This window comes from Nocardia sp. NPDC051321, assembly GCF_044455225.1.
Lineage (GTDB): Bacteria > Actinomycetota > Actinomycetes > Mycobacteriales > Mycobacteriaceae > Nocardia.
The window spans coordinates 17,490-38,090 of record NZ_JBITEM010000016.1; the positions used below are offsets into that span (position 1 = coordinate 17,490).

Here is a 20,601-nt window from a genome sequence, read left to right on the forward strand (position 1 = left end):
TGCTCATGAACGGCGCTCCCGGACGACCCCTATCGCCCGACCATGACCCCGAAGAGGAGCACCCATGTCGATACTGCGTTCACGGGTACCACCTCCTCGTTCTCTTGCACGGTCCCCGACAAAGTAGCAGCGGTCCCCCCCAGGTCGCCAACAGGTTTTGCCGTGACTTCCTGGCTGAACGCCCGCAAGTCGGCTACCGCCTACCGCCGAGATGCAGGAGACATTGCCCAGCAAGGAATCAGGGCCGCAACAGTTCCGGCGCTACGCCCCGACCACACGGTCGAACATGCGAGTGAGGACCTGAGTGTGCACTGGTCCGGCAACGCCCGAGATATGCTGCTGGACAATCGATCAGGAGGAACTGAGGTAGTTGACCTCTCGGCCGATATCGACACTGGCTCCCCCTGATCATCTGACCAGCAGTGGGCAGCGAAAGCCTGGCTGCGCCCAACGCGGTTTTGAGTGTCGATGCCGGCAGCGCGGGTTGGTCAACACTGACACCGTCCGACCGCGAGGTGATCAGCTGGCAACGACCTTGTTCGACTTGGTGCGGTTGCACCGCCAGCACAAGGTCTGAAGGTTATCGGGCGCGGTCAGCCCGCCCTTCGACACCGGCATGATGTGGTCTACTTCGAGCAGCAGGTGAGGCTCAGCTGCGAGCGAGGTAGAACAGTATCGACAGGTGTAGCGGTCACGCTCCTTGATCATCGTCCGCAGCTTGGAGGTCATCAACGCCCGCTGACCCGCTGCGCTCCTACGGAACTTGATCCTCTCCGACATCGTCTCGATCATCGCGTCGATCGTCTCTCGGTTGAGCTTGACAGTCGTGCGCTGCGAACTATTCCCACCAGCGCTGACGTACTCGAACACGTACACCGGGTAAGGCACCGTGATGGGCGACAACTCGACCCCGACGTGCTTCATGAACTCGCCTGCGTAGTACTTCATGATGAACTTGGGCGGGCTGATCGACTGGGTGATGCTGGCCTCGCGCTGCCCAAGATTGGTGACGGCCTCTTCGAGGCGGGTGATGCCATCGCCAAGGTTCTCTACATCAGCCAGGTCGGTCTCGGTGTGCTTGATGTTGAAGTACTTCATGACGTACTTGATCGGATCGGCACTCGCGGCGCGGGCGACCTGCAAAGAGCAGTTGTGCACGAACGGCGTCTGATAGGTGGCAACGTTGCGGTCGCGCCGGTACCTGTGCCGACTGGTGTTCTGGAAAGTTGCCAGGTGCGCCTGCGCTCCAGTGGACGACCCACCGAGCGCGAACGTGCCCCGACTGCGTATCTCACCGACGTACTGCGCGAGCTCGTTGTGCTCAGCGACGAAGGAGGCGACCGCGGCCTTGTGGGCCAAAAACTCGTCGCTGGCGAAATACCGTGTCATGCGTATGTGCCGGATCAACAGCACCAGACCCCACGTCCCGAGCAGGACGCTGACGATCGCTGCGATCGGTAGCCAATTCGCTGCTGCCCACTCGATGGCCAACAGGATCAGCCCTACGACTATCAGACCCGCGATTACTGGCAACTAGATCGCCCTCCCCGGGGAGTGCTCACTGTGCGCCTTCTGACGGTAGCGGAATCCCCCACGGCAACCTCTCAACGAAAAACAGGCCTGGCGACCGACCCGACAAGGACAAAAGCAAGCCTAGGGACGACCGGCCCCCGGCACAGTCATCCGAACAACCCACACCACCACAACCGAACCAACATCGATGCCCAAGCCCACCCATCGCACGCGTATCGGCTATTTGCGTGCACTCCAACGTGCCGAAAGAATCTCCCCCGTTGATCTTCGAGTGAGCGCGTGTCCGCTTCGAGCCATGTGGTCGGCGGCAATAGCGTGTGGGCGTGAAGTATCGGCGCAGGGTTGGGGTGAGCAAGCGTTCCCAAAAACAGTTGCCGCTGTTGCTCGTATCCGATGTACTTCGGTGGTGCTGAAGTCGCAGGTGGGGATTGTGGGTGCCGGCATCGGTGGGCTGTGCCTGGCCCAGCATCTGCGGCGGCGTGGTATCGAAGTTGTTGTTTTCGAACAGGATTCGAGCCCGGTGGGTCGGGCGCAGGGTTATCGGCTGACGCTTCGTGACACCGAGACGGTATTGCGTGGCTGCCTGCCCGACGACGTTTACGAGTTGTTCGACCGCAGTAGCGGGATCGTCGGTGGCCTGGACTTCATGGATCATCAACTCGCCGTACAGAAGTCGTTGGCAATCACTGCGCGCAGCGTTGACCGTTCGACGTTCAAGAAGGTGCTCCTCACCGGTCTGGATGTGCGGTTCGGGCATGCTTTGACCGGATACCGGCAATCGACCGGCGGCGAGGTTTTCGCCGATTTTGCTAACGGCGAGACAGCCGCGGTGGGCCTGCTGGTGGGTGCGGACGGGATCAATTCGCTGGTACGCCAACAACTTCTGCCGGAGGCCCGAATCGAGGCACTCCCGATGGATGCGATCGTCTGTCGTTCGTGGGTCGATGCCGCCACGGGCCCTTGGCTGACTCCGGAGTTGACGAACCATCTCGGTATGGCCTACGGGCCGCAGCGACGGAACCTGATGTTCGGGCACATGCTATTTCCGCCGGATGCGGGCCGTAGCTACGTGTTCTGGGGGCTGCTGACGCCGACCGGCGAGCTACCCGACGACCTGAATAGTGCACTCCTGGAATGGCATCCAGGGGTACAGCAGTTGATCGCCGATGGCGATCCGACACAGATGTCCCGCCTGCGGCTGCGTACCTCGGTCCCGCTCGAGCCGTGGCCGACGACCAACGTCACCTTGCTCGGCGACGCGATCCACGCCATGAGCCCGTTTCAGGGCTCAGGCGCCAACACCGCCATCAGGGATGCGGCCCTGCTCGCTACCGAATTGGAGTACGGTCTCGACGGCATCGCCCGCTACGAGAAGGCGATGCTCGACTACGGCTTCGAGGCTGTCCGCAGGTCGGCGACCGGGACCGCGAACGTGCTGGCCCAACGCCCGGTCTGAACCGCGCAGGTCCGAGTAGTAGGTGATAGAGGCTGGACACAGCTCGTCACGATGAATGAGCGGCGAGGATATCGCGGTGGATCCGATCGACGATCTGTTCCACTGTCCACGTGGCGTCAATTCGCACCTCCTCGATATCAGCCAGCGGTTGCCAGCCGTGATACCACCGCGCCAGCAACGGTTCCGGGACCGTCGCGGCCAGTGGCCTCCCCGCGTGTCGAACCAAGGTCTCCGCGAGGGTGAGATCGAAGCCATAGTGCAAGGATCGGGGCGCCACGGCGGCTAGCCGGTGCAGCATCGGCCCATACCGTTGCGCGTCGAGAATCCCTTCGACAAGCACGAGACCACCGCTGGCAAGACAGGTCAGCGCGATCTGTTCGATCAGCGTGATATTGAACGCTCCGGGTTCGTCGAACTCGCGCAGCATCTGTCGACGCACGACATCCTGTGGCACTACGACACATCGGCTGCGGTCGAAGCGCAGCTGCACGGCGTTGGCGACGGTCGATTTACCCGATGCGGAGTTGCCCCGAATAGTGACCAGGGTGTTCATCTTTGGGTGCGAAGGTCGTCCTCGGCCGCGGCCTGGTGAAATCCCCAAGCGTCGGCGACGATGTCGGCCAGATCGGGGCGCTGCGGTTTCCAGCCGAGTTCGCGGTGCGCTTTCTCGCTGGAAGCGATGCATACCGCCGGGTCGCCGGGTCGACGGCCTTGGATGCGGACGGGGAAGTCGACGCCGGTGACCGCACGGACGGTGTCGAGCACTTGCCGGTTCGAATGTCCTTGCCCGTTACCGAGATTGAAGATGCCGTGGCGGCCGGGTTCGACGGCGTCGAGGGCGAGCAGGTGCGCGGCAGCGAGATCGGATACGTGAATGTAGTCGCGGATGCAGGTGCCGTCCGGAGTTGGATAGTCGGTTCCGAACAGGGTGAAGGTATCTCGTTGCCCACCCGCGGCTTGGAGCAGTATCGGTATGAGGTGTGATTCAGGGTCGTGGCGCTCGCCCAGGTGCGCCCCATCGGCGGTGCGGACGGCACCGGAGGCGTTGAAGTAACGCAGGGTTGCCGCGCCGAGGATGTCGGAGGCTCCGCACTCGCCCGCGATGAGTTGATCGACCGTGGCTTTGGTTGCGGCGTAGGGGTTTTGGGGTCGAATCTCAGCGGTCTCGTCGAAGGCGGAAGTTCCGTCGCCGGTATACAACGAGCCGGTCGAGGAGAAGATGAGCCGCGGGACCCTCGCGGCACGGATCGCGCGGAGCAACGCCAGCGAGCCTTCGATATTGTTGTGCCAGTACTTTTCTGGGTTACGCACCGATTCGGCGACTTCGATGCTTGCGGCGAAATGCAGCACCCCGTCGAAGCCTGCGGTGGGAGTGAGGACGTCTGCGACGCGATGCACAGACATCTCGTGGAATCGTGCGCCCGCGGGCAGGTTGGACGCGAAGCCGGTGGAGAGGTTGTCGACGATCTCGACCTCGTGTCCGGCATCGACGAGCCGGTGGGCGACGACGGAGCCGATATATCCGGCACCGCCGGTAACGAGCAACTTCACAGGGGTCGAGCCCTCCTCGGTAGCAGCACTGTTCAAACGATGGCCGTGGCGACGATATATCCCTCGGGGTCATGCCACGCCAGTCTTGACCGAGTTAGGCGGCGAACCAGCGACGCCCCAGGCAGGGAGCGTAGCGGCCGTGCCCAGCTCGCCAGGGCCGCGTAATCACATGGCGCACAACGTTTCCACGGCGAGGGCGAGTTGCTCGCCGTCCACCTCGGCGGTAGGCGCGATCAGTTGAGTCATCGCGAGTCCCTGGAAGAGCAGGAAATAGAGCGTGACGACGGCCCGCGCCTGCTCGGCGGACAGAGCGGGGTGCGTCTCGCGCAAGACGTCGGCGAGATCGCCGAACGCAACCTCGGTGGCCTGGGCCATGAACTCCTGCGACTCCGCCGATCGGGCGACAAGCAGGGCGTTCTCCGCGCTCAGCAGCAGCGCTTCGTGGTTGGTGCGGATCACCTCGAGCAGCCCGGTCCAGGTGGGCCCCACCGACTCCCGCAGCGATCGACCCGCTCCGCCGGCCCGGATCGCGGCCTCCATGCCGTCGCCGACCTCGCCGCCGAGCCCCTCGGCGATCGCCTCGGTGATCAGCCGATCCTTCGAGCCGAAGTGGTAGCCGATGGCGGCCAGGCTGACCCCGGCGGCACCCGCGATATCGCGCGCGGTGGTCTTGGCCAGGCCACGCTCGAGCACGGCCTTGCGCGCTCCGGCCAGCAGGTCTTCGCGATTTCCCATCACCATAGAGTACCAGCGTCTTAGACATCTGTCCCACGAGCCCACCTGCGCAAACCCATACCTCGGAACAAATTTTCCGAAACCGCCACCGCCAAGACTTGAATGAGTAATACTTCTGAATGTGTCCAAACCAGTCGAATTCGAGCGGATGCTGCGCGGCGCGGCACTGCGCGTGACAGCACCGCGATTAGCGGTGCTCACCGCGGTGTATCAACATCCCCACTCCGACACGGACACCATTCTCGGCCAGGTGCGCCAGACCCTCGGCGCGGTTTCCCACCAGGCGGTATACGACGTGCTCCGGGCACTGACCGCCGCGAAACTGCTCCGCCGCATCCAGCCGATGGGCACGGTGGCGCGTTATGAGACGCGCGTCGGCGACAACCACCACCACCTGGTCTGCCGGTCGTGCGGCGCCATCGTCGACGTCGCGTGCGCGGTCGGCGAGGCCCCCTGCCTGACCGCCGCTGACGACAACGGTTTCGTCCTCGACGAGGCCGAGGTCCTCTACTGGGGCCTATGCCCGGACTGCGCGGCGCTACCGGCGCCGCTGCCCAACCCTTGAACACAGCCCAATTCACCACCCCCTGAAAGGAATTGCCGTGCCCGAGGACCACCCGCCCATCGGAGAGGCCAACACGGAGCCCGCGCAAAGCGGTTGCCCCGTAATGTCTGCCCGCCTCAAGTACCCGACCGAGGGCGGCAGCACCCGTGACTGGTGGCCGAACCAGCTCAATCTGAAGATCCTGCAGAAGAATCCCGCCGTCGCCAACCCGATGGACGCGGACTACGACTACGCCGCGGAATTCAAGACGCTCGATCTCGCCGCCGTGAAGCAGGACATCGAGGCCGTGATGACGACCTCGCAGGACTGGTGGCCCGCCGACTACGGCCACTACGGACCGTTCTTCATCCGGATGGCCTGGCATGCGGCGGGCACCTACCGCATCAGCGACGGTCGCGGTGGCGCCGGTGCAGGCATGCAGCGGTTCGCTCCGCTCAACAGCTGGCCCGACAACGCGAGCCTGGACAAGGCCCGCCGCCTGCTCTGGCCGGTCAAGAAGAAGTACGGCAAGAAGCTTTCCTGGGCCGACCTGATCGTCTACACGGGCAATGTTGCGCTCGAATCGATGGGCTTCGAGACCTTCGGCTTCGGCGGCGGTCGCGTCGACCAGTGGGAGCCCGAGGAGGACGTCTACTGGGGTCCCGAGCACACCTGGCTCGGCGGCGATGAGCGCTACACCGGCCAGCGTGACCTCGAAAACCCGCTTGCCGCAGTGCAAATGGGCCTGATCTACGTGAATCCGGAAGGGCCGAACGGCAATCCGGATCCGCTGCTCGCGGCCACCGACATCCGGGAGACGTTCCGCCGGATGGCGATGAACGACATCGAGACCGCGGCGCTGATCGCGGGCGGCCACACCTTCGGCAAGACGCACGGCGCGGGCCCGGCCGATCACGTCGGCCCCGAGCCAGAGGCCGCCCCGCTGGAGGAGCAGGGCCTCGGCTGGCGCAGCTCGTTCAACACCGGCGTCGGCAAAGACGCGATCACCAGTGGTCTGGAGGGCGCCTGGACGCCGACCCCGAGGACCTGGGACAACAGCTTCGTCGAGACCCTCTACGGCTACGAGTGGGAGAAGACGAAGAGCCCCGCGGGCGCGTGGCAGTGGATCCCGAAGAACGGCGGCGGCGCCGGCACCGTGCCCGACGCGCACGACGCCGCGAAGTCGCACACCCCCGTCATGCTGACCACGGATCTCTCGCTGCGGGTGGACCCCATCTACGAGCAGATCACCCGGCGCTGGCTCGACCATCCCGAGGAGCTCGCGCAAGAGTTCTCGAAGGCTTGGTACAAGCTGACCCACCGGGACATGGGTCCGATCGTCCGCTACCTCGGCCCGCTGGTCCCGCAGGAGACGCTGCTCTGGCAGGACCCGGTCCCCGCGGTGACGCACGACCTCATCGGGGCGGCCGATATCGCCACCCTCAAGAGCCAGCTGCTGGCTTCGGGTCTGACTGTGCCGCAACTTGTTTCGACCGCGTGGGCGGCGGCTTCCTCGTTCCGTGGCAGCGATAAGCGCGGCGGTGCCAACGGTGGTCGCCTCCGGCTGCAGCCGCAGCGAGGGTGGGACGTCAACGAGCCCGACCAGCTCACGCTGGTGTTGCCCGTGCTGGAAGGCATTCAGGAGGCGTTCAACTCGGCGCAGACCGGGAACACGCGGGTGTCCTTCGCCGATCTCGTGGTGCTCGGCGGCGTCGCGGCGGTCGAGCAGGCCGCGAAGGCCGCCGGTTTCGACATCGAGGTGCCGTTCACCCCGGGCCGGACCGATGCCACCCAGGAACAGACCGACGTGGAGTCGTTCGCCGCGATGGAGCCGAGCGCCGACGGCTTCCGCAACTACCTCGGCAAGGGCAACCAGCTGCCGGCCGAGTACCTGCTGGTCGACAAGGCGAACCTGCTCACCCTGAGCGCTCCCGAGCTGACCGTTCTGGTCGGTGGCCTGCGCGTGCTCGGCGCGAACTACCACGAGTCCGCGCTGGGTGTTTTCACCGATACCCCGGGGACGTTGACCAACGACTTCTTCGTGAACCTGCTCGACATGGGCACGAAGTGGGAGCCGACGTCGGCCGACGAGGGCACCTACGCGGGCAAGGATCGCGGCACCGGCGCGACCACCTGGACCGGCAGCCGCGTCGATCTGGTCTTCGGGTCCAACTCGCAGCTGCGCGCGCTAGCGGAGGTCTACGCCACCGATGACGCGAAGGAGAAGTTCGTGCAGGACTTCGTCTCCGCATGGGACAAGGTCATGAACCTCGACCGGTTCGACCTGGCCTGATCACTGCTCGAGCCGGTCGGCATGTGCGGCACCCCGCGAACTGAGCCAGTTCGCGGGGTGCCGTGCTATATCGACCAGCACGCCGGAGAAAGACGTTGCGCCCGAACGCAATACGCGTCAAGCGCCGTAGGCGGTGAATCCGGCCCAGGTGAAACTGTGGTCGCCGCGGTCATACGACGCCGCGATGGCCGCTCTGAGCGCGACGTGGCCTGCCACTCCGGTCTGTAGTCCGCGGTGCAGGTCTTCCAGAAACGCGATCGTCGCGCGGGAATCGATAACCGGTAGCGCAGAAGCGATTACGGTGCGTGCGCCGGCCGACAGGAACACCGCCGGGAAGCCGAGCAGTTGGTTCGGCAGGCTCGTCACCACTGCCCCGACATGGCAGGCCGACAGGACGATCACGCCGCCCGGTGCCACCGGGCGGATAAGGAATTCGCTGAGCGAGAGCCAATTCTCGCCGAGCAGCAGGACCGAATTGAACACGGTCTGCTCCACCAGCACGTCATGGCACGCGAAATGCACGACGGCGGCGCGTTCGATGGCGTCGAGGATGCGGCCGTCCGGATGCGGCACCGACGGGCAAAGGGCGAGCTCATCGGCGATTTCGCCTCGCCTGCTCGGTGCCATCACCCGAATGCGAAATGTACTGTCCGCGTGCAGGCTTGCGCTGTTCGGCCGCAGGTTCATCGGCCGAGTCCCGTGTATCGCGGCGATCGCGTCGCCCTCCGGCCCGACTTCGGGCAGGAAGTCGGCACCGGTCGACGGGTCCACCGCGACCACCGCGGCACGAGAGGTCGGCCTCGGCGGCAAGGTGGCGGAAAGGAAGATGCTCGCGTTGGGGATGACGGTCATATCGAACTGCACCTGGGCGGGCCGCTCGTCCACCAGCGCGCCGCCGAGCGGCAGCGTGCCTGCCGCACCGACCGGGGCGAGCGCGAAGGCTTTCAGGCCGGGCCATTGCACCCGGATGACCGCCAGGGTTGCCTCGCCGAGTTCGGTCAGGATCACGCTGAGTTCGTGGTGTAAGCCAGCCGCACTCAGGCTCTCGGTCTCGCGCCGACGATAGAGGTCGCTGATGCGGGTCTGCCACTCCCGCACCCGCTGGCTGGTGAAGCGAGGCAGGTCGATGCTGACGGTTCGGCCGATGCGTGCGCTGTCCCCATAGGTACGAAACGCGACACCCCCCAACGCCGTAGCGACGACATAGATGATGTCGCGACCCGAGCGCATCGCCGCGAGCTCCGTAACACAGTGCCGGGCTTGCGCTTCGAGCGTTATGCGGTGGGCGGGCGCCGCCTCCACCAGTTTCACCTGACGGGCGCGAAACTCCTCTAACCGCCGGTTGATCATCCGGGGGTCACGATCACCGGGCTCCCGGTATTCCTCCGACTTGATGCGGTCGCCCCATCGCCTACCCGCCCGTGAGAGGTCGATGAGCTGCCTCGGGTCGGGATCGTACGCGCGCAGGGCGGTCATCACTTGCGTCGCTAGATACAGGCTGCCCGAGACGTTTTCCAGCAGCAGCGGCGCGAACGCGGGCATCGCGCAACGGTGATTAGCGTATGCGCCGAGCTCGAAGGCGATCTGGTTGGCCGCGCGCAGCGGCATCTGAGTCTCGTCGTTCTGCCAGAACTGGGCCACCGCATGCGCGTAGGCGCCGGCGTGTATCGTCGCGTTCAGCGCGACCCGATACCAATTACATTCCGGCAGTTGCGATTCCAGTACTATCGCCCAGCGGAACACATCCGTACCGAGCAACGCCTGGTCGAGATCGGTACCCATCGCCGGCACGAATTCCACGATGAACAAATTCAACTCGGCGAGGACCGCACGCACCTCGCCGGGCGAACGCGACTCCTCGGCGGCCGTGACGCGCTGTTTGAGGTGCTCGACCCGCTGCGTCAGCGTCGGGTCGAGCCGATTCGTCATTCCGTCGAACACGTCAATTTCCGGATCACCAGTCTCCGCGAATCACGAAAGATTCTGCGTGACAACAGTTTATCGATGCCCACCGGAACGCGGTGTCCACCAAACGACCTATAGCGCCGACCGGAAACAGCTGTGCGCTACACCTCGACCCGCTCCCCCATGATCACGGTCCGCTGCCCCGGCAACCCGAAGTATTCGGCGGCGTCGGCGGTGATGTAGGACGTGGCGATGAACAGACGTTTACGCCATGCCGCCATGGTCGGTTCGGATCCGCGCTTCAGCTCGATCTTCGACAGAAAGTAGGAGGCGTCGTCGATCGAGATCCGCCCTTCGGTCTGCGATGGGTCGAGCAGGCGCAGGGTCGCCGGGATGTTCGGCGTCTCCATATAGCCGAAATGTGCTGTCACATGGATGATTCCGTCATCGGCGTAGCCGAGCGCGTCGATCTCGGTGCGTTGCCCGTCGGGTACCCGCGGCACCGGCAGGGTGTCGATCGACATGATCACCACATGCTCGTGCAGCACGTGATTGTGCTCGACGTTGGCCCGCATGGCCAGCGGCGCGGTTTCCATGCCGCGGTTGAGGAACACCGCCGTGCCGGGCACCCGCACCAAAGGCGGCTGATGGTCCTGCAATTCGTCGACGAACTGACGCAGCGGGCCTTCCTTCGCCTCGCGTGCGCGGGTGACCACGTCCCGGCCGCGTGCCCAGGTACTCATCACCGTGAAGGCGGTGAGCCCGATCAGTAGCGGCAGCCAGGCGCCGTGCACGAGCTTGGTCATGTTCGCCGCCCAGAACATCGCGTCGACCGCGAGCAAGGGGATCGCGCCGAGCAGGACGAGCCAGAGCGGGGTGTTCCATTTGATCCGGGCGAGATAGAAGAACACCAGCGTCGTGATGGAGATCGTCCCGGTCACCGCCATGCCGAACGCGTAGGCAAGCGCCGCCGAACTGCGGAAGGCGAACACCAGCGTCAGCACCGAGAACATCAGCACCCAGTTGATCCACGGCACGTAGATCTGCCCGATGGTCGACTCCGAGGTGTGCGCGATCCGCAGTCGCGGTAGGTAACCGAGCTGCGCGGACTGCGACGCCACCGAATAGGCGCCGGTGATCACCGCCTGCGAGGCGATCACCGTCGCGGCGGTCGCCAGTAACACCAGTGGGAGCCGGGCCCAGCCGGGGGCGAGCAAGAAGAACGGACTGCCGACCTTGCTTTCGTCGCCCAGAATCAGCGCACCCTGTCCGAAGTAGCTCAGCACACAGGCGGGCAACACCAGCCCGAGCCAGGCGCGGGTGATCGCCTTCCGGCCGAAGTGCCCCATGTCGGCGTACACCGCCTCGGCGCCGGTGATGGCGAGCACGATCGCGGCCAACGCGAAGAAGGCAATGCCGAAGTGCCCGACCATGAATCCCACCGCATAAGTCGGCGACAGCGCCTTCAGGATTTCCGGATGCCGTGTGATGCCCGAAATTCCGAGCGCCCCGATCGACCCGAACCAGAGGATCATCACCGGCCCGAACAGGCGGCCGACCGCCGCCGTGCCGCGCCGCTGCACCGTGAACAGCACGATGATGATCACCGCGGTGATCGGCACGATCAGGTCGTCCAGACCCGGTTGAACGATCTTCAGACCCTCCACCGCGGACAACACCGAAATCGCCGGAGTGATCATGCTGTCGCCGAAAAACAGCGCGGCACCGAAGATCCCGACCCCGGCCAGCACCGTGGCGGCCCGGCCGCCGCGCCCGCCGCCCAGCCGCCGCAGCAGCGTGATGAGCGCCATGATGCCGCCCTCACCGTCGTTGTTCACCCGCATCACCAGCGAGATGTAGGTGAAGGTGACGATGACCATCACCGACCAGAAGATCAGCGACACAATGCCGTACACGTTGTCCGTGCCGATCGGCACCGGATGCGGATCGTCCGGGTTGAACACCGTCTGGATCGTGTAGATCGGGCTCGTCCCGATATCACCGAATACCACGCCGAGCGCCCCGACCACGACAGCGGTCCGCGCCGTCCGATCCCCGCCCGTCGCGGGAACCGATGGAGTCACCTCGACCCCTGTATCCATGACGCCTCCTCACTGCGCGGCCCGTACCCATCGTGCCGTGGTTTGCCGCCACGTCACTGTAACCACGCCGCGTGCGGCGTTCTCGCCCAGCGGGAAAGCGCCCGATCGCGCTCATCGTTATAAGAGATGCACATCGCTATAAGAGATGAAGGTGCGGTAATCGAATTCGGCCGACGACGTCATCACTAATACCGAGCCGGTATTCGCCCATTCCGGACATTCCGCCGGACACGCTACGACAACTCGCTGGCAAATGGCGATCCCCCTTGACGGCTCGGCGACCAAGACCCGACCCTGGGCAGGGTCGAGAAGCCCTGGCGCGCAGCCGAACCCAGTGCGGCATCGGCCCAGGTCCGCATATCCGACAGCACCGTTGATCAGAAGCGAGAGCGGGTCACCCGCACCGGCTTCGCGAGGCGGTCCACGGGCGAGCCCGAGTGGGCCGCAAGCCATAACACTTGAACCGGTGGCGAATTCACAGCATTGACATATGAATTCACGTACTCTTATACCTAAGTCCCATCGCGGATCGGTCGCTAGTTCATCACCATTGGATAACAGGTAGTCAGCGCTGTTCGCATGCGTGCGCGCTGACACCTGACTTACCTGACGATCGAGGTCACACCGGATGTGCATAGAGGTACAAACACGCGTCGACGCGTGCCGCCGGTCAGTTGGGGAGCAGGGCCGCGGGCATAGCGTGCTGCCGCGCGGAGGTGCGGCATGAGCGCGCCGCCCGATAGAACAGCCAACTGGCACAACGGGTTCCGAAGATTCGGCGGCCGAACCGGGATGCTGAGCGGTCCGCCGCTGATCGAGATCAGGGAACCGGGCCGAGCCGCCCGGCGGCTGATGCTGAGCGGCCCGGTGACCTTCGGCCGCAACGGCGACAACGAACAATTGCGCGACGCCACCATTTCGCCACGACACCTCCGGCTGGTGCCCAGCCCCACGGCGCTCTCGGTGGTCGACCTCGGCAGTCGCAACGGCACCACGGTCAACGGTGTCCCGCTCACCGGACGTACCGCGCTGACCACCGGCGACACCGTTCAGCTCGGTGACACCGAAATCGTCGTGCTGTACGAGCCGGTTACCGAACCACTCGCTCGCATCGACGAAGACGCGCCGAGTGCGCCACCCGCCCCCGCACCGCCGGTCGATCCCCCGCCGTCCAGACTTGTCACGCTGGCCAATCGGATGCTGGGTATCGATCCCACCGGGAACCGAAATCTGTTCCCCGCCGCCACCGAACTACCCACCCGGATGCCGCGGAAAATGTGGCACCTCGTGCGAATCGCCAGCATGGCCGTCTACTTCGAAATGATCGTCGCGATGTTCGTCAGACCCGCGGGCGGGTTGTTCGTCTTCTTCGGCGTGGTGGTTCCGCTGCTACCGGGACTATTCTTGATCGCGCCGGGGCTATGGCGGAACAGTTGCCCACTGGCCGCGACGAACCAGATCCCTCGGGTCCTACGCTTCACCCGCGGCAAGAATCCACCCGATTGGCTATACGCCCGAGGCTATCTCGGGGCGACCACACTGTTCTTCGGTATCGCGGGTGCCAGACTGGCGGGATTGGATCGCAACGGTGCCGCCGCTGGCGTCGTGTTATTGCTGGTCGCCATCGCCGCTTTCACCGGCGGCGTGCTGTTCAAAGGCAAGAGCGGCTGGTGCAGCAGCATCTGCCCGTTGTTCCCGCTACAACGCGCGTACGGCCAGACCCCGTTCGTCACGGTGCCCAACAGCCATTGCGAACCGTGTGTCGGCTGCGCCAAGAACTGCTTCGACCTGAAACCGCGGGCCGCCTACCAATCGGATCTCACCGATCCGGCACTGGCCTGGAGCGCGCCGCGAAAACTGTTCGCGGCCACGCTACCCGGCTTCGTCCTCGGCTTCTTCACCCTGGCCGGGAAGACCGAAACCAGTCTGGTGCAGCGCTATTCGGCGCTCGGGCTGTTCATGATCGTCGCGGTCGGCCTGTTCTTCGCCCTGGAGGCGATGACGCCGCTCAGTGTCTCGACCATCAGCGTCGGGTATTCGGCGCTGGCGCTCAACATTTTCTACTGGTTCGCCGGAGCGACGCTGGCCCGGTCGTTCGCGACGATCACCGGGATCAGCGCACCGTGGCTGCACTGGCCGATCAGCGCCACGATTCTGCTTACCACGATCGTATGGATCGCCAGGACCCGCGTCGTCGAACTGCAATTCGCGCTCAGCACCGGAACCCGCACCGAACCGGTCTTGCTGGCACTTCCGAAAGTACGACCGCGAGACCCGGAAAAGCCCAGCACGCCTGCGGCTTCGGTGACCATCGACGGCGTCCAGGTGGCCGCCGATAGCGGGATGAGCCTGCTCGACATCGCCGAACGAGGCAAGCAGCCGATCGAGGCAGGCTGCCGGATGGGGGTGTGCGGGGCCGACCCGGTCGCGGTGCTCGACGGTATGTCGTGCCTGTCGCCGCCCAGTCAGGACGAACGGAACACCCTGCGCCGCCTCGGTTTCGCCGGCAACACCCGGATGGCCTGCTGCGCACGGATCGATACCGGCAGCGTCGAGGTGTCACTGACGCCGGAACCCGGCAACGCGAACAGACTGCGTCCGACGCGCTTCGACCGGTCCATCGTCAGCGTCGCCGTTATCGGTAACGGCATCGCGGGAGTGACCGCCGCGGACTTCCTCCGACGCAACCATCCCGACTGCGAAATACATCTCGTCGGCCGCGAATCGCATCCGCTGTACAACCGCATGGGTATCTCGCGTCTGGTGTACGGCCGCTCGGCAATGCAGGGCCTGCACCTACTTCCCGAGCAGTGGTACGACGACCATCAGATCACCACCTGGCTGAACACCCTCGCCACCAGCATCGATCTCGCGGGACGGCGGGTCTTCCTCGGCACCGGCGAGGCGCTGCCCTACGACCGCTTGATCCTCGCCATGGGTGCGAGCAGCGCACTGCCACCCATCGAAGGGCTCTCGCGGCCAGGCTGTTTCGTGCTCCGCGAGGCCAGCGACGCGATCTGGATCCGCTCCTACGCCCAGCAATTCCGTTGCGCCACCGCGGTAGTCGCCGGTGGCGGGCTGCTCGGGCTGGAGGCCGCGCACGCGCTGCACCTGCTCGGCCTTCAGGTCACCGTGCTGGCTCGGGGTGATCGGTTACTGGCCAAGCAGATCGACTCTCGGTGCTCGCAATTGGTGCTCGACCACTTCACCAGGACCGGAATACAGGTGCTGCGGCATGCCGAAACCGTGCGCGTCACCGGTGATCCTGCGGTTCGCCGGGTAATCCTGCGAGACGGTCGTGAAATCGAAGGTGACCTCTTCCTGACCGCCACCGGTATCCGGCCGAATATCGACCTGGCCCGCAGCGCCGGCGTGCCCGTCGAACGCGGTGTCCTGGTAGACGATCGGATGCGCACGCACGTCCCCGACGTCTACGCCGCAGGCGACGTCGCCGAACTCGACGGACAGGTATCCGGGCTGTGGCCGGTCGCCGCCGAGCAGGCGCAGGTCGCCGCCGTGAACGCACTCGGCTTCGACCGTCCGCTCGCCGCTGCCATGCCCGCCATGATCCTGAAAGGCGTTGGACTGGAACTATTCTCGACCGGAAAGGTGGAACCGGAGTTCGGCGACGAAGAGATCGTCATCGATCGCCCCGACTCCTACCGGCGATTGATCCTGTCACACGGACGAGTCGCCGGCGCGACCGTGCTCGGCCACCACCCCGCCGATCTCGCAGCCGCACAGCAGGCGATGATCAGTCGCCTGCCGGTACCGGTCACCGCGCGAGCCGCCCTGTACGCCGGAGATTGGTCGGTACTGACACCCACCGAAACCATCGATCTGACCACCGCACAACCGATTCGAACACCGTAGGCGCCCCGCCCTTCGGACAGAGGCACCTAGATACAAGCCCTGTAACTCCCTATACACCAACATGTTTCGCTCCACCAACGCACCGGAAGCAGCCAAAGCCCTGGGCCAGAACCAACCGCACACCGACTGTGTAAGCCGCACCCTCAGTACACTCGGTGTGCGGCTCACACTGTCGGTGTGCGCCCTCACGTACTGGGTGTGCACCCTGCCTTCCACCCCGCTGGAACAAGACATACGCTCGATACCCCCCTCTCGAAACGCCACCACAGCCAGATGACCACGCTGGAACCCCCACCCCCATGATCAACCGATAACTACAGCCGGGTACGGCAGGCGACGCGCCCAGCACCACCCGATCATTCCCTGGGCCATGTGCACCTACCGGATCAGCACACCGAAGGACTCGATGCGTGGACATATCCGGATCACCACAACGAAGGACGACCCAACCTGACCAGCCCGCAAAGCTGAAGACCTACCCAGGTTTTCCCGTGAGTAATGTGGTCACCTCGTGTGCCGTACCCGACTGTAGGCGCACGCCCTCACGTTCCCGAGATGGCCACTTGGCTGTGGTGACGTCTCGAACATTTCAAGATCAACCGAGCCAAATGGTTGCCACCCAAGACCGTTGAACCACCACATGACTCACCTCGATGAACGCCCCGGCCCAGGTCCGCATTGACGCGAGTCGAATGGTCGCGATCGAAGATCGTTAAGCCACCATAAGACTCACCTCGATGAACGGCAGGCCTGGGAATGCATTGACGTGAGTCAAATGGTCGCTATCGAAGATCGTTAAGCGACCATTTGACTCACGTCGATGCGCGCCACCGCGACGGGGGTGGCGGTGCGGGGGGTGGCTGTGGTTGTTGCACGTGCTTGAACTTTTGCGCACCTGCTGGTGGGCGGCACCCAGCCCATCCCGCTGGGATCCGACAAAGCCTGTGTCAGCGCGAGGTCCGGGTGAACGAAACGACCAGGGACGCAAGGATACTGAGGGCGGCGCCGAACCAGAGGACTGCTGAGAGCACCACGTTGTCGGCGATGATGCCGCCGAAGAGGGCGCCCAGTGCGATCGCCAGGTTGAACATCGCGGTGTTCAGCGCGGTGGCCGCTTCGGTGGAGCCGGGTGCGGCCTGCAGGATCCAGGTCTGCACACCTACCGGGATACCGCCGAAGGCGAGACCCCAGACGATCAGCAGCGCCAGGCCGGTGATCGGGGTGCCGCCGACGAGCGCGACCAGCGCGAGCACTACGGCGAGCACCGTGCTGATGGTGATGAGCGTCGTGCGGATGTTGCGGCCCGCCGCTACCCCGGTGATGAAGTTGCCCGCGATGCCTGCGACACCGAATGCCAGCAATGCCGGGCCGACCATCGACTTATCGATACCCGCAACGGACTGCAGGATCGGGCTCACGAAGGTGAAGGCGGCGAAGTGGCCGCTCACCATCAGGAAGGTCACCAGCACACCGGCACGGACCACCGGATTGCGAAACTGTTCGCCGAGGGTGCGCAGGCGCACCGGTTCGGTTGCGGGCATCCGCGGTAGCAACCACAGCAGCGCGACAACCACCAGCAGACCCAACCCGCCGAGCAGGCCGAACGCGATTCGCCAGTCGGTCAGCTCACCGATCAGTGTTCCGGCCGGGATGCCGAGCACGTTGGCCGCGGTGGCGCCGCCGAACGCGATCGCCGTGGCCTGCGGAACATGCTTCGCGGGCACCATGCGCACCGCGATCCCGGCGGCGAGCGCCCAGAACCCACCGATGGCGATGCCGACCAGGAACCGAGCGGCAAGCAGCAGACCGAAGTTCGGCGCGAAAGCGGCAAGCACATTCGCCACCACCATCAAGGTGATCAGGCCGAGCAGCACCACGCGGCGGTCCAACCGCCCGATCGCCACCGGCAAAATCGGCGCGGTGGCGGAGGCGACGAGCCCGGGCACCGTCACCATCAACCCCGCGGTCCCCGGCGAGACGCCGAGCGCGCCGCTCACCGAGGTGAGCAGGCCGACGGGCAACTGCTCGGAGGTCACCACCGAGAAGGTGCCGAGTGCCACCGCGGCAACCGCGAACCATCTTCGGAGCGGCACCTTTTCCGCTGTGTCGTCGACCGCCGGGGTATCGGAAACCGTCATCATGTCAATCACTCCTCACTAAGAACATCAACGTTAAGTAACTGAGTGCTAAGGTTTATTCCGGGCAGCGCAGAACGCCTGAAAACTGCGAAGAGCCCGATATCGTCGGCCCGATCCGGTTCACGGCCTTCCGCGTCCTCGCCGCCTCAGACGACCGCCCCCAGCGCTGCGCCCCCGCGAATCAGTGAAAGCGCTCGCCGACTTCCAGCACGCCACCGCCCCAGACATGCCGGACTATCCTCCGCGCCAAGATCATCAGCGACCGGGCGCCCCAACTTCCTAACCGCCAGCGGTACAGTGCATTTGGGCACGATTACCGCACCAGGGGGAGACGTGAAGATTCCGTTCGAGCTTTGTTCTGTACAGGTGGCGGTCGGCACGCTCCGATTGACGTCAGTCGAGCTGAGCATGACGTACGGGAATCTCATCGAAGGGGGCCCGGGCAAACGGGTCAATGACTACCTAGTGGCGAATCTGGCGCGGCCGCAACAGGGTTGGGCCGCACACTGGCACCTAGTTCAACCGATCCGGACTATGGACAACGAAAGGGAACTACTCCCCCCGGTCCAATGCATCGGTCACTTCCGCGGCCCGTGCACCAACAGAACCGACGACTGGCTCTACAGCGACATGATGGTTGCCTGGTTCCAACAACCACACCCGTCAGGCCTGATCCACCCCGACGCGATCACCCAGATGTACGACATCCCTTGGAATGACAAGGCCCGAAACATCACCCTGGACAACCTGTGATCTACCCGCCTTAGTTACCGAGGCGTGGAAAGACCTCGGGCTGCGCCAGATTCCTGATCGTTTCGACGATGTCACCACCGCTTCGACCGAACACCGCATCGAACTAGGTGCGCTGCAGGTCGATCGAGCGGTTCGCGCCGTTGGTGCCGACCGTTCGCACTGTCACGTCTGCCGGAAGAAGACCGGCCGCCGCGAGTTGCGGCAGTACGTTCCACACGGCCGTCTGGGAATTCGACGGCAAACGCCTCGTGCGTGTCGTTGATGGCGACCACGACATAACCATGACTCGCGAGGTCTTCGACTTGCGCGGTACTCCAGCCGGTGGTGTCGTCCATTCCCGGCGAGTTCAGTAGGATCGGACATCGCCGCATGTTCGAGCAGGCTCATCTCGGCGGCTATGGCTGGGCGCGAGTGCCTAACTATCTTGCGGTACAACGACTTCCGTGAGGTAGCTCTCCAGAGCAAGCTGACCGCCGAGCGGCGTGGCTTCCCGGTGGTCACCCTACAAGATCGAACCGTTGACGTGCCGGTCGAACTGGGGGCTCGCGGGAGTGGAATCGGTGCGTGAGGATTGGGCAACTCGGAGTCGCTCGGGGCGGCTGTCGCGAGCGAAACCGGCTCGATGCCGAAATCTCAAATCAGGAGTGCGCCTTGCGAATCGCCGGTTCGATCCCGCTTGCTGCGGTCGTTGTCGCTATTGCGTTGGGCGTGAGTGGGTGTAGCGATAACTCGACCGATTCCGCCGCGACGATCTCGGCCACCTCGACAGCCGCGCAGTCGAGCACGGCGCAGTCGAGCACCGCGCAGTCGAGCACGGCGCAGTCGAGCAGCGCGCAGCCCTCGGCGGCCCCGACCAACGACCCGGTCCCGGTCCACTGCGGTCCGGGCGTCCACGGCCTCGCGGTCATCGCCATCACCACCAAGGGCAGCGGCGCATGCGCCAATGCCGTTGAGGTGACCAATAAGTACTACGACCGGCAACCCGCCCCCGAGGGCGTGCAGACGGTCACCGTCAGCGGTGTCGCGTGGACCTGCCAGCAACGGCAAGGGCAGGTCAACCCGTATCAGGAATGCGTGAGCAACGCCGATCCCGCCGAAAAGATCAGGCTCAGTTCATAATCGGCGGGAGTGTGGGACTTCGTCAGACGGTGGAGTAGTCCTGGCTGATCCAGCGGTCGGGGCGGATGGTGAACAGAACGGACTGGGTGCCGTCCATGTTGGCGGCAAAGTCGCGACCCTGCTCCGGACCGAGGTAGCGAACGGCAATCGCCTCCCGCACGTCCTGCGGGGAAGGAGTGACGGCGTCGGTGACGGTGCCCTCGACGATGACGTACTGGTAGGGCAGTTCTTCGCGCTGGACGGTGAGGGTGACGACGCCGGCTTCGCGGATGAGCCTGGCCTTGCGGCGCTCGGCACCGGTGTTGACCCTGATGTCACCGCCGGGGGTGTAGTCGTACCAGATGGGGACGCTTGTTGGTGGGCGGCCGTCGTTCGCGGCTACCGACAGCACGGCGATGTGCTTGCCTGCGAGGAATTCCTGACTTTCGGACTCAGTGAAGGGTCTCGGCATGTGACATCGAACACCCAGATCGGCGGCGTTATTCCCGTGTCACGCGGCGGCGCCCACCATGTGACAGTGCCCAATCCCGCGGCGAGAAACTGTGCACCGACCCGATCTGAAGTTGTGTGTGAAGTGGATCCCGGCGGACGGCATGCCG

General features: G+C 64.8%; 15 protein-coding genes. 6 read left to right on the forward strand and 9 right to left on the reverse strand.

The features are described from left to right. Window positions 1-519: 519 nt before the first annotated feature. Entirely contained in the window at window positions 520-1,455 is a 936-nt protein-coding gene (locus tag ACIA8C_RS33665) for an HNH endonuclease (protein ID WP_397142143.1), read from the reverse strand. A gap of 373 nt (window positions 1,456-1,828) precedes the next feature. On the opposite strand from ACIA8C_RS33665, the gene ACIA8C_RS33670 reads away from it, so the two are divergent. After that, entirely contained in the window at window positions 1,829-2,989 is a 1,161-nt protein-coding gene (locus ACIA8C_RS33670; protein ID WP_397141753.1) for an FAD-dependent oxidoreductase, read from the forward strand. A 46-nt stretch (window positions 2,990-3,035) separates the two neighbouring features. On the opposite strand, the gene ACIA8C_RS33675 is transcribed toward ACIA8C_RS33670, so the two are convergent. From ACIA8C_RS33675 to ACIA8C_RS33685, 3 genes are all read right to left on the reverse strand, one after another. Continuing rightward, window positions 3,036-3,542 (reverse strand): hypothetical protein, encoded by a 507-nt coding sequence (locus ACIA8C_RS33675; protein WP_397141755.1) that lies wholly within the window; start codon window positions 3,540-3,542, stop codon window positions 3,036-3,038. Then, window positions 3,539-4,540 (reverse strand): UDP-glucose 4-epimerase GalE, encoded by a 1,002-nt coding sequence (galE, locus tag ACIA8C_RS33680; RefSeq protein WP_397141757.1) that lies wholly within the window; start codon window positions 4,538-4,540, stop codon window positions 3,539-3,541. The genes ACIA8C_RS33675 and galE overlap by 4 nt, the downstream gene beginning before the upstream one ends. A gap of 165 nt (window positions 4,541-4,705) precedes the next feature. After that, the gene (locus ACIA8C_RS33685) at window positions 4,706-5,275 is read right to left on the reverse strand and encodes a TetR/AcrR family transcriptional regulator (protein ID WP_397141759.1); all 570 of its coding nucleotides are present in this window, start codon (window positions 5,273-5,275) and stop codon (window positions 4,706-4,708) included. Between the two features lie 148 nt (window positions 5,276-5,423). Between ACIA8C_RS33685 and ACIA8C_RS33690 the strand changes: the two genes are divergently transcribed. Then, the gene (locus ACIA8C_RS33690) at window positions 5,424-5,840 is read left to right on the forward strand and encodes a Fur family transcriptional regulator (protein ID WP_397142145.1); all 417 of its coding nucleotides are present in this window, start codon (window positions 5,424-5,426) and stop codon (window positions 5,838-5,840) included. Window positions 5,841-5,877: 37 nt separating this feature from the next. Further along, window positions 5,878-8,112, forward strand: a complete 2,235-nt coding sequence (gene katG / locus ACIA8C_RS33695; protein WP_397141761.1) for a catalase/peroxidase HPI — start codon at window positions 5,878-5,880, stop codon at window positions 8,110-8,112. A gap of 117 nt (window positions 8,113-8,229) precedes the next feature. On the opposite strand, the gene ACIA8C_RS33700 is transcribed toward katG, so the two are convergent. Together ACIA8C_RS33700 and ACIA8C_RS33705 are read right to left on the reverse strand one after the other, a co-directional pair. Continuing rightward, window positions 8,230-10,041, reverse strand: a complete 1,812-nt coding sequence (locus tag ACIA8C_RS33700) for a CHAT domain-containing protein (RefSeq protein ID WP_397141763.1) — start codon at window positions 10,039-10,041, stop codon at window positions 8,230-8,232. Window positions 10,042-10,178: 137 nt separating this feature from the next. Further along, window positions 10,179-12,119 (reverse strand): potassium transporter Kup, encoded by a 1,941-nt coding sequence (locus ACIA8C_RS33705; protein ID WP_397141765.1) that lies wholly within the window; start codon window positions 12,117-12,119, stop codon window positions 10,179-10,181. A 723-nt stretch (window positions 12,120-12,842) separates the two neighbouring features. On the opposite strand from ACIA8C_RS33705, the gene ACIA8C_RS33710 reads away from it, so the two are divergent. Then, a complete protein-coding gene (locus tag ACIA8C_RS33710; RefSeq protein WP_397141767.1) occupies window positions 12,843-15,992 on the forward strand; it encodes an FAD-dependent oxidoreductase in 3,150 nt (1,049 codons plus the stop codon). A gap of 947 nt (window positions 15,993-16,939) precedes the next feature. Here ACIA8C_RS33710 and ACIA8C_RS33715 read toward each other — a convergent pair. After that, window positions 16,940-18,133, reverse strand: coding sequence for an MFS transporter (locus ACIA8C_RS33715; protein WP_397141769.1), 1,194 nt, complete (start codon window positions 18,131-18,133; stop codon window positions 16,940-16,942). A 330-nt stretch (window positions 18,134-18,463) separates the two neighbouring features. Between ACIA8C_RS33715 and ACIA8C_RS33720 the strand changes: the two genes are divergently transcribed. Beyond that, window positions 18,464-18,883, forward strand: a complete 420-nt coding sequence (locus tag ACIA8C_RS33720; protein ID WP_397141771.1) for a hypothetical protein — start codon at window positions 18,464-18,466, stop codon at window positions 18,881-18,883. 633 nt (window positions 18,884-19,516) lie between these two features. Here the strand turns inward: ACIA8C_RS33720 and ACIA8C_RS33725 are convergent. Beyond that, complete coding sequence (locus tag ACIA8C_RS33725; protein ID WP_397141773.1) at window positions 19,517-19,777, reverse strand: pentapeptide repeat-containing protein; 261 nt, start codon at window positions 19,775-19,777, stop codon at window positions 19,517-19,519. 60 nt (window positions 19,778-19,837) lie between these two features. Here ACIA8C_RS33725 and ACIA8C_RS33730 point away from each other — a divergent pair, with 60 nt between their 5' ends. Continuing rightward, on the forward strand, window positions 19,838-20,002 hold the full coding sequence (locus tag ACIA8C_RS33730; RefSeq protein WP_397141775.1) for a hypothetical protein: 165 nt from the start codon (window positions 19,838-19,840) through the stop codon (window positions 20,000-20,002). Between the two features lie 22 nt (window positions 20,003-20,024). Here the strand turns inward: ACIA8C_RS33730 and ACIA8C_RS33735 are convergent, their stop codons facing one another. Next, window positions 20,025-20,453, reverse strand: a complete 429-nt coding sequence (locus ACIA8C_RS33735) for a TIGR03618 family F420-dependent PPOX class oxidoreductase (protein WP_397141776.1) — start codon at window positions 20,451-20,453, stop codon at window positions 20,025-20,027. Between the last annotated feature and the right edge of the window lie 148 nt (window positions 20,454-20,601).

Bases quoted from the DNA above. Each gene is read 5' to 3' on its own strand.
- ACIA8C_RS33670 (WP_397141753.1), top strand. From the start codon at position 1,829: ATGTGGTCGGCGGCAATAGCGTGTGGGCGTGAAGTATCGGCGCAGGGT.
- ACIA8C_RS33675 (WP_397141755.1), bottom strand. From the start codon at position 3,542: ATGAACACCCTGGTCACTATTCGGGGCAACTCCGCATCGGGTAAATCG.
- ACIA8C_RS33685 (WP_397141759.1), bottom strand. From the start codon at position 5,275: ATGGGAAATCGCGAAGACCTGCTGGCCGGAGCGCGCAAGGCCGTGCTC.
- ACIA8C_RS33690 (WP_397142145.1), top strand. From the start codon at position 5,424: ATGCTGCGCGGCGCGGCACTGCGCGTGACAGCACCGCGATTAGCGGTG.
- ACIA8C_RS33700 (WP_397141763.1), bottom strand. From the start codon at position 10,041: ATGACGAATCGGCTCGACCCGACGCTGACGCAGCGGGTCGAGCACCTC.
- ACIA8C_RS33705 (WP_397141765.1), bottom strand. From the start codon at position 12,119: ATGGATACAGGGGTCGAGGTGACTCCATCGGTTCCCGCGACGGGCGGG.
- ACIA8C_RS33710 (WP_397141767.1), top strand. From the start codon at position 12,843: ATGAGCGCGCCGCCCGATAGAACAGCCAACTGGCACAACGGGTTCCGA.
- ACIA8C_RS33715 (WP_397141769.1), bottom strand. From the start codon at position 18,133: ATGATGACGGTTTCCGATACCCCGGCGGTCGACGACACAGCGGAAAAG.
- ACIA8C_RS33735 (WP_397141776.1), bottom strand. From the start codon at position 20,453: ATGCCGAGACCCTTCACTGAGTCCGAAAGTCAGGAATTCCTCGCAGGC.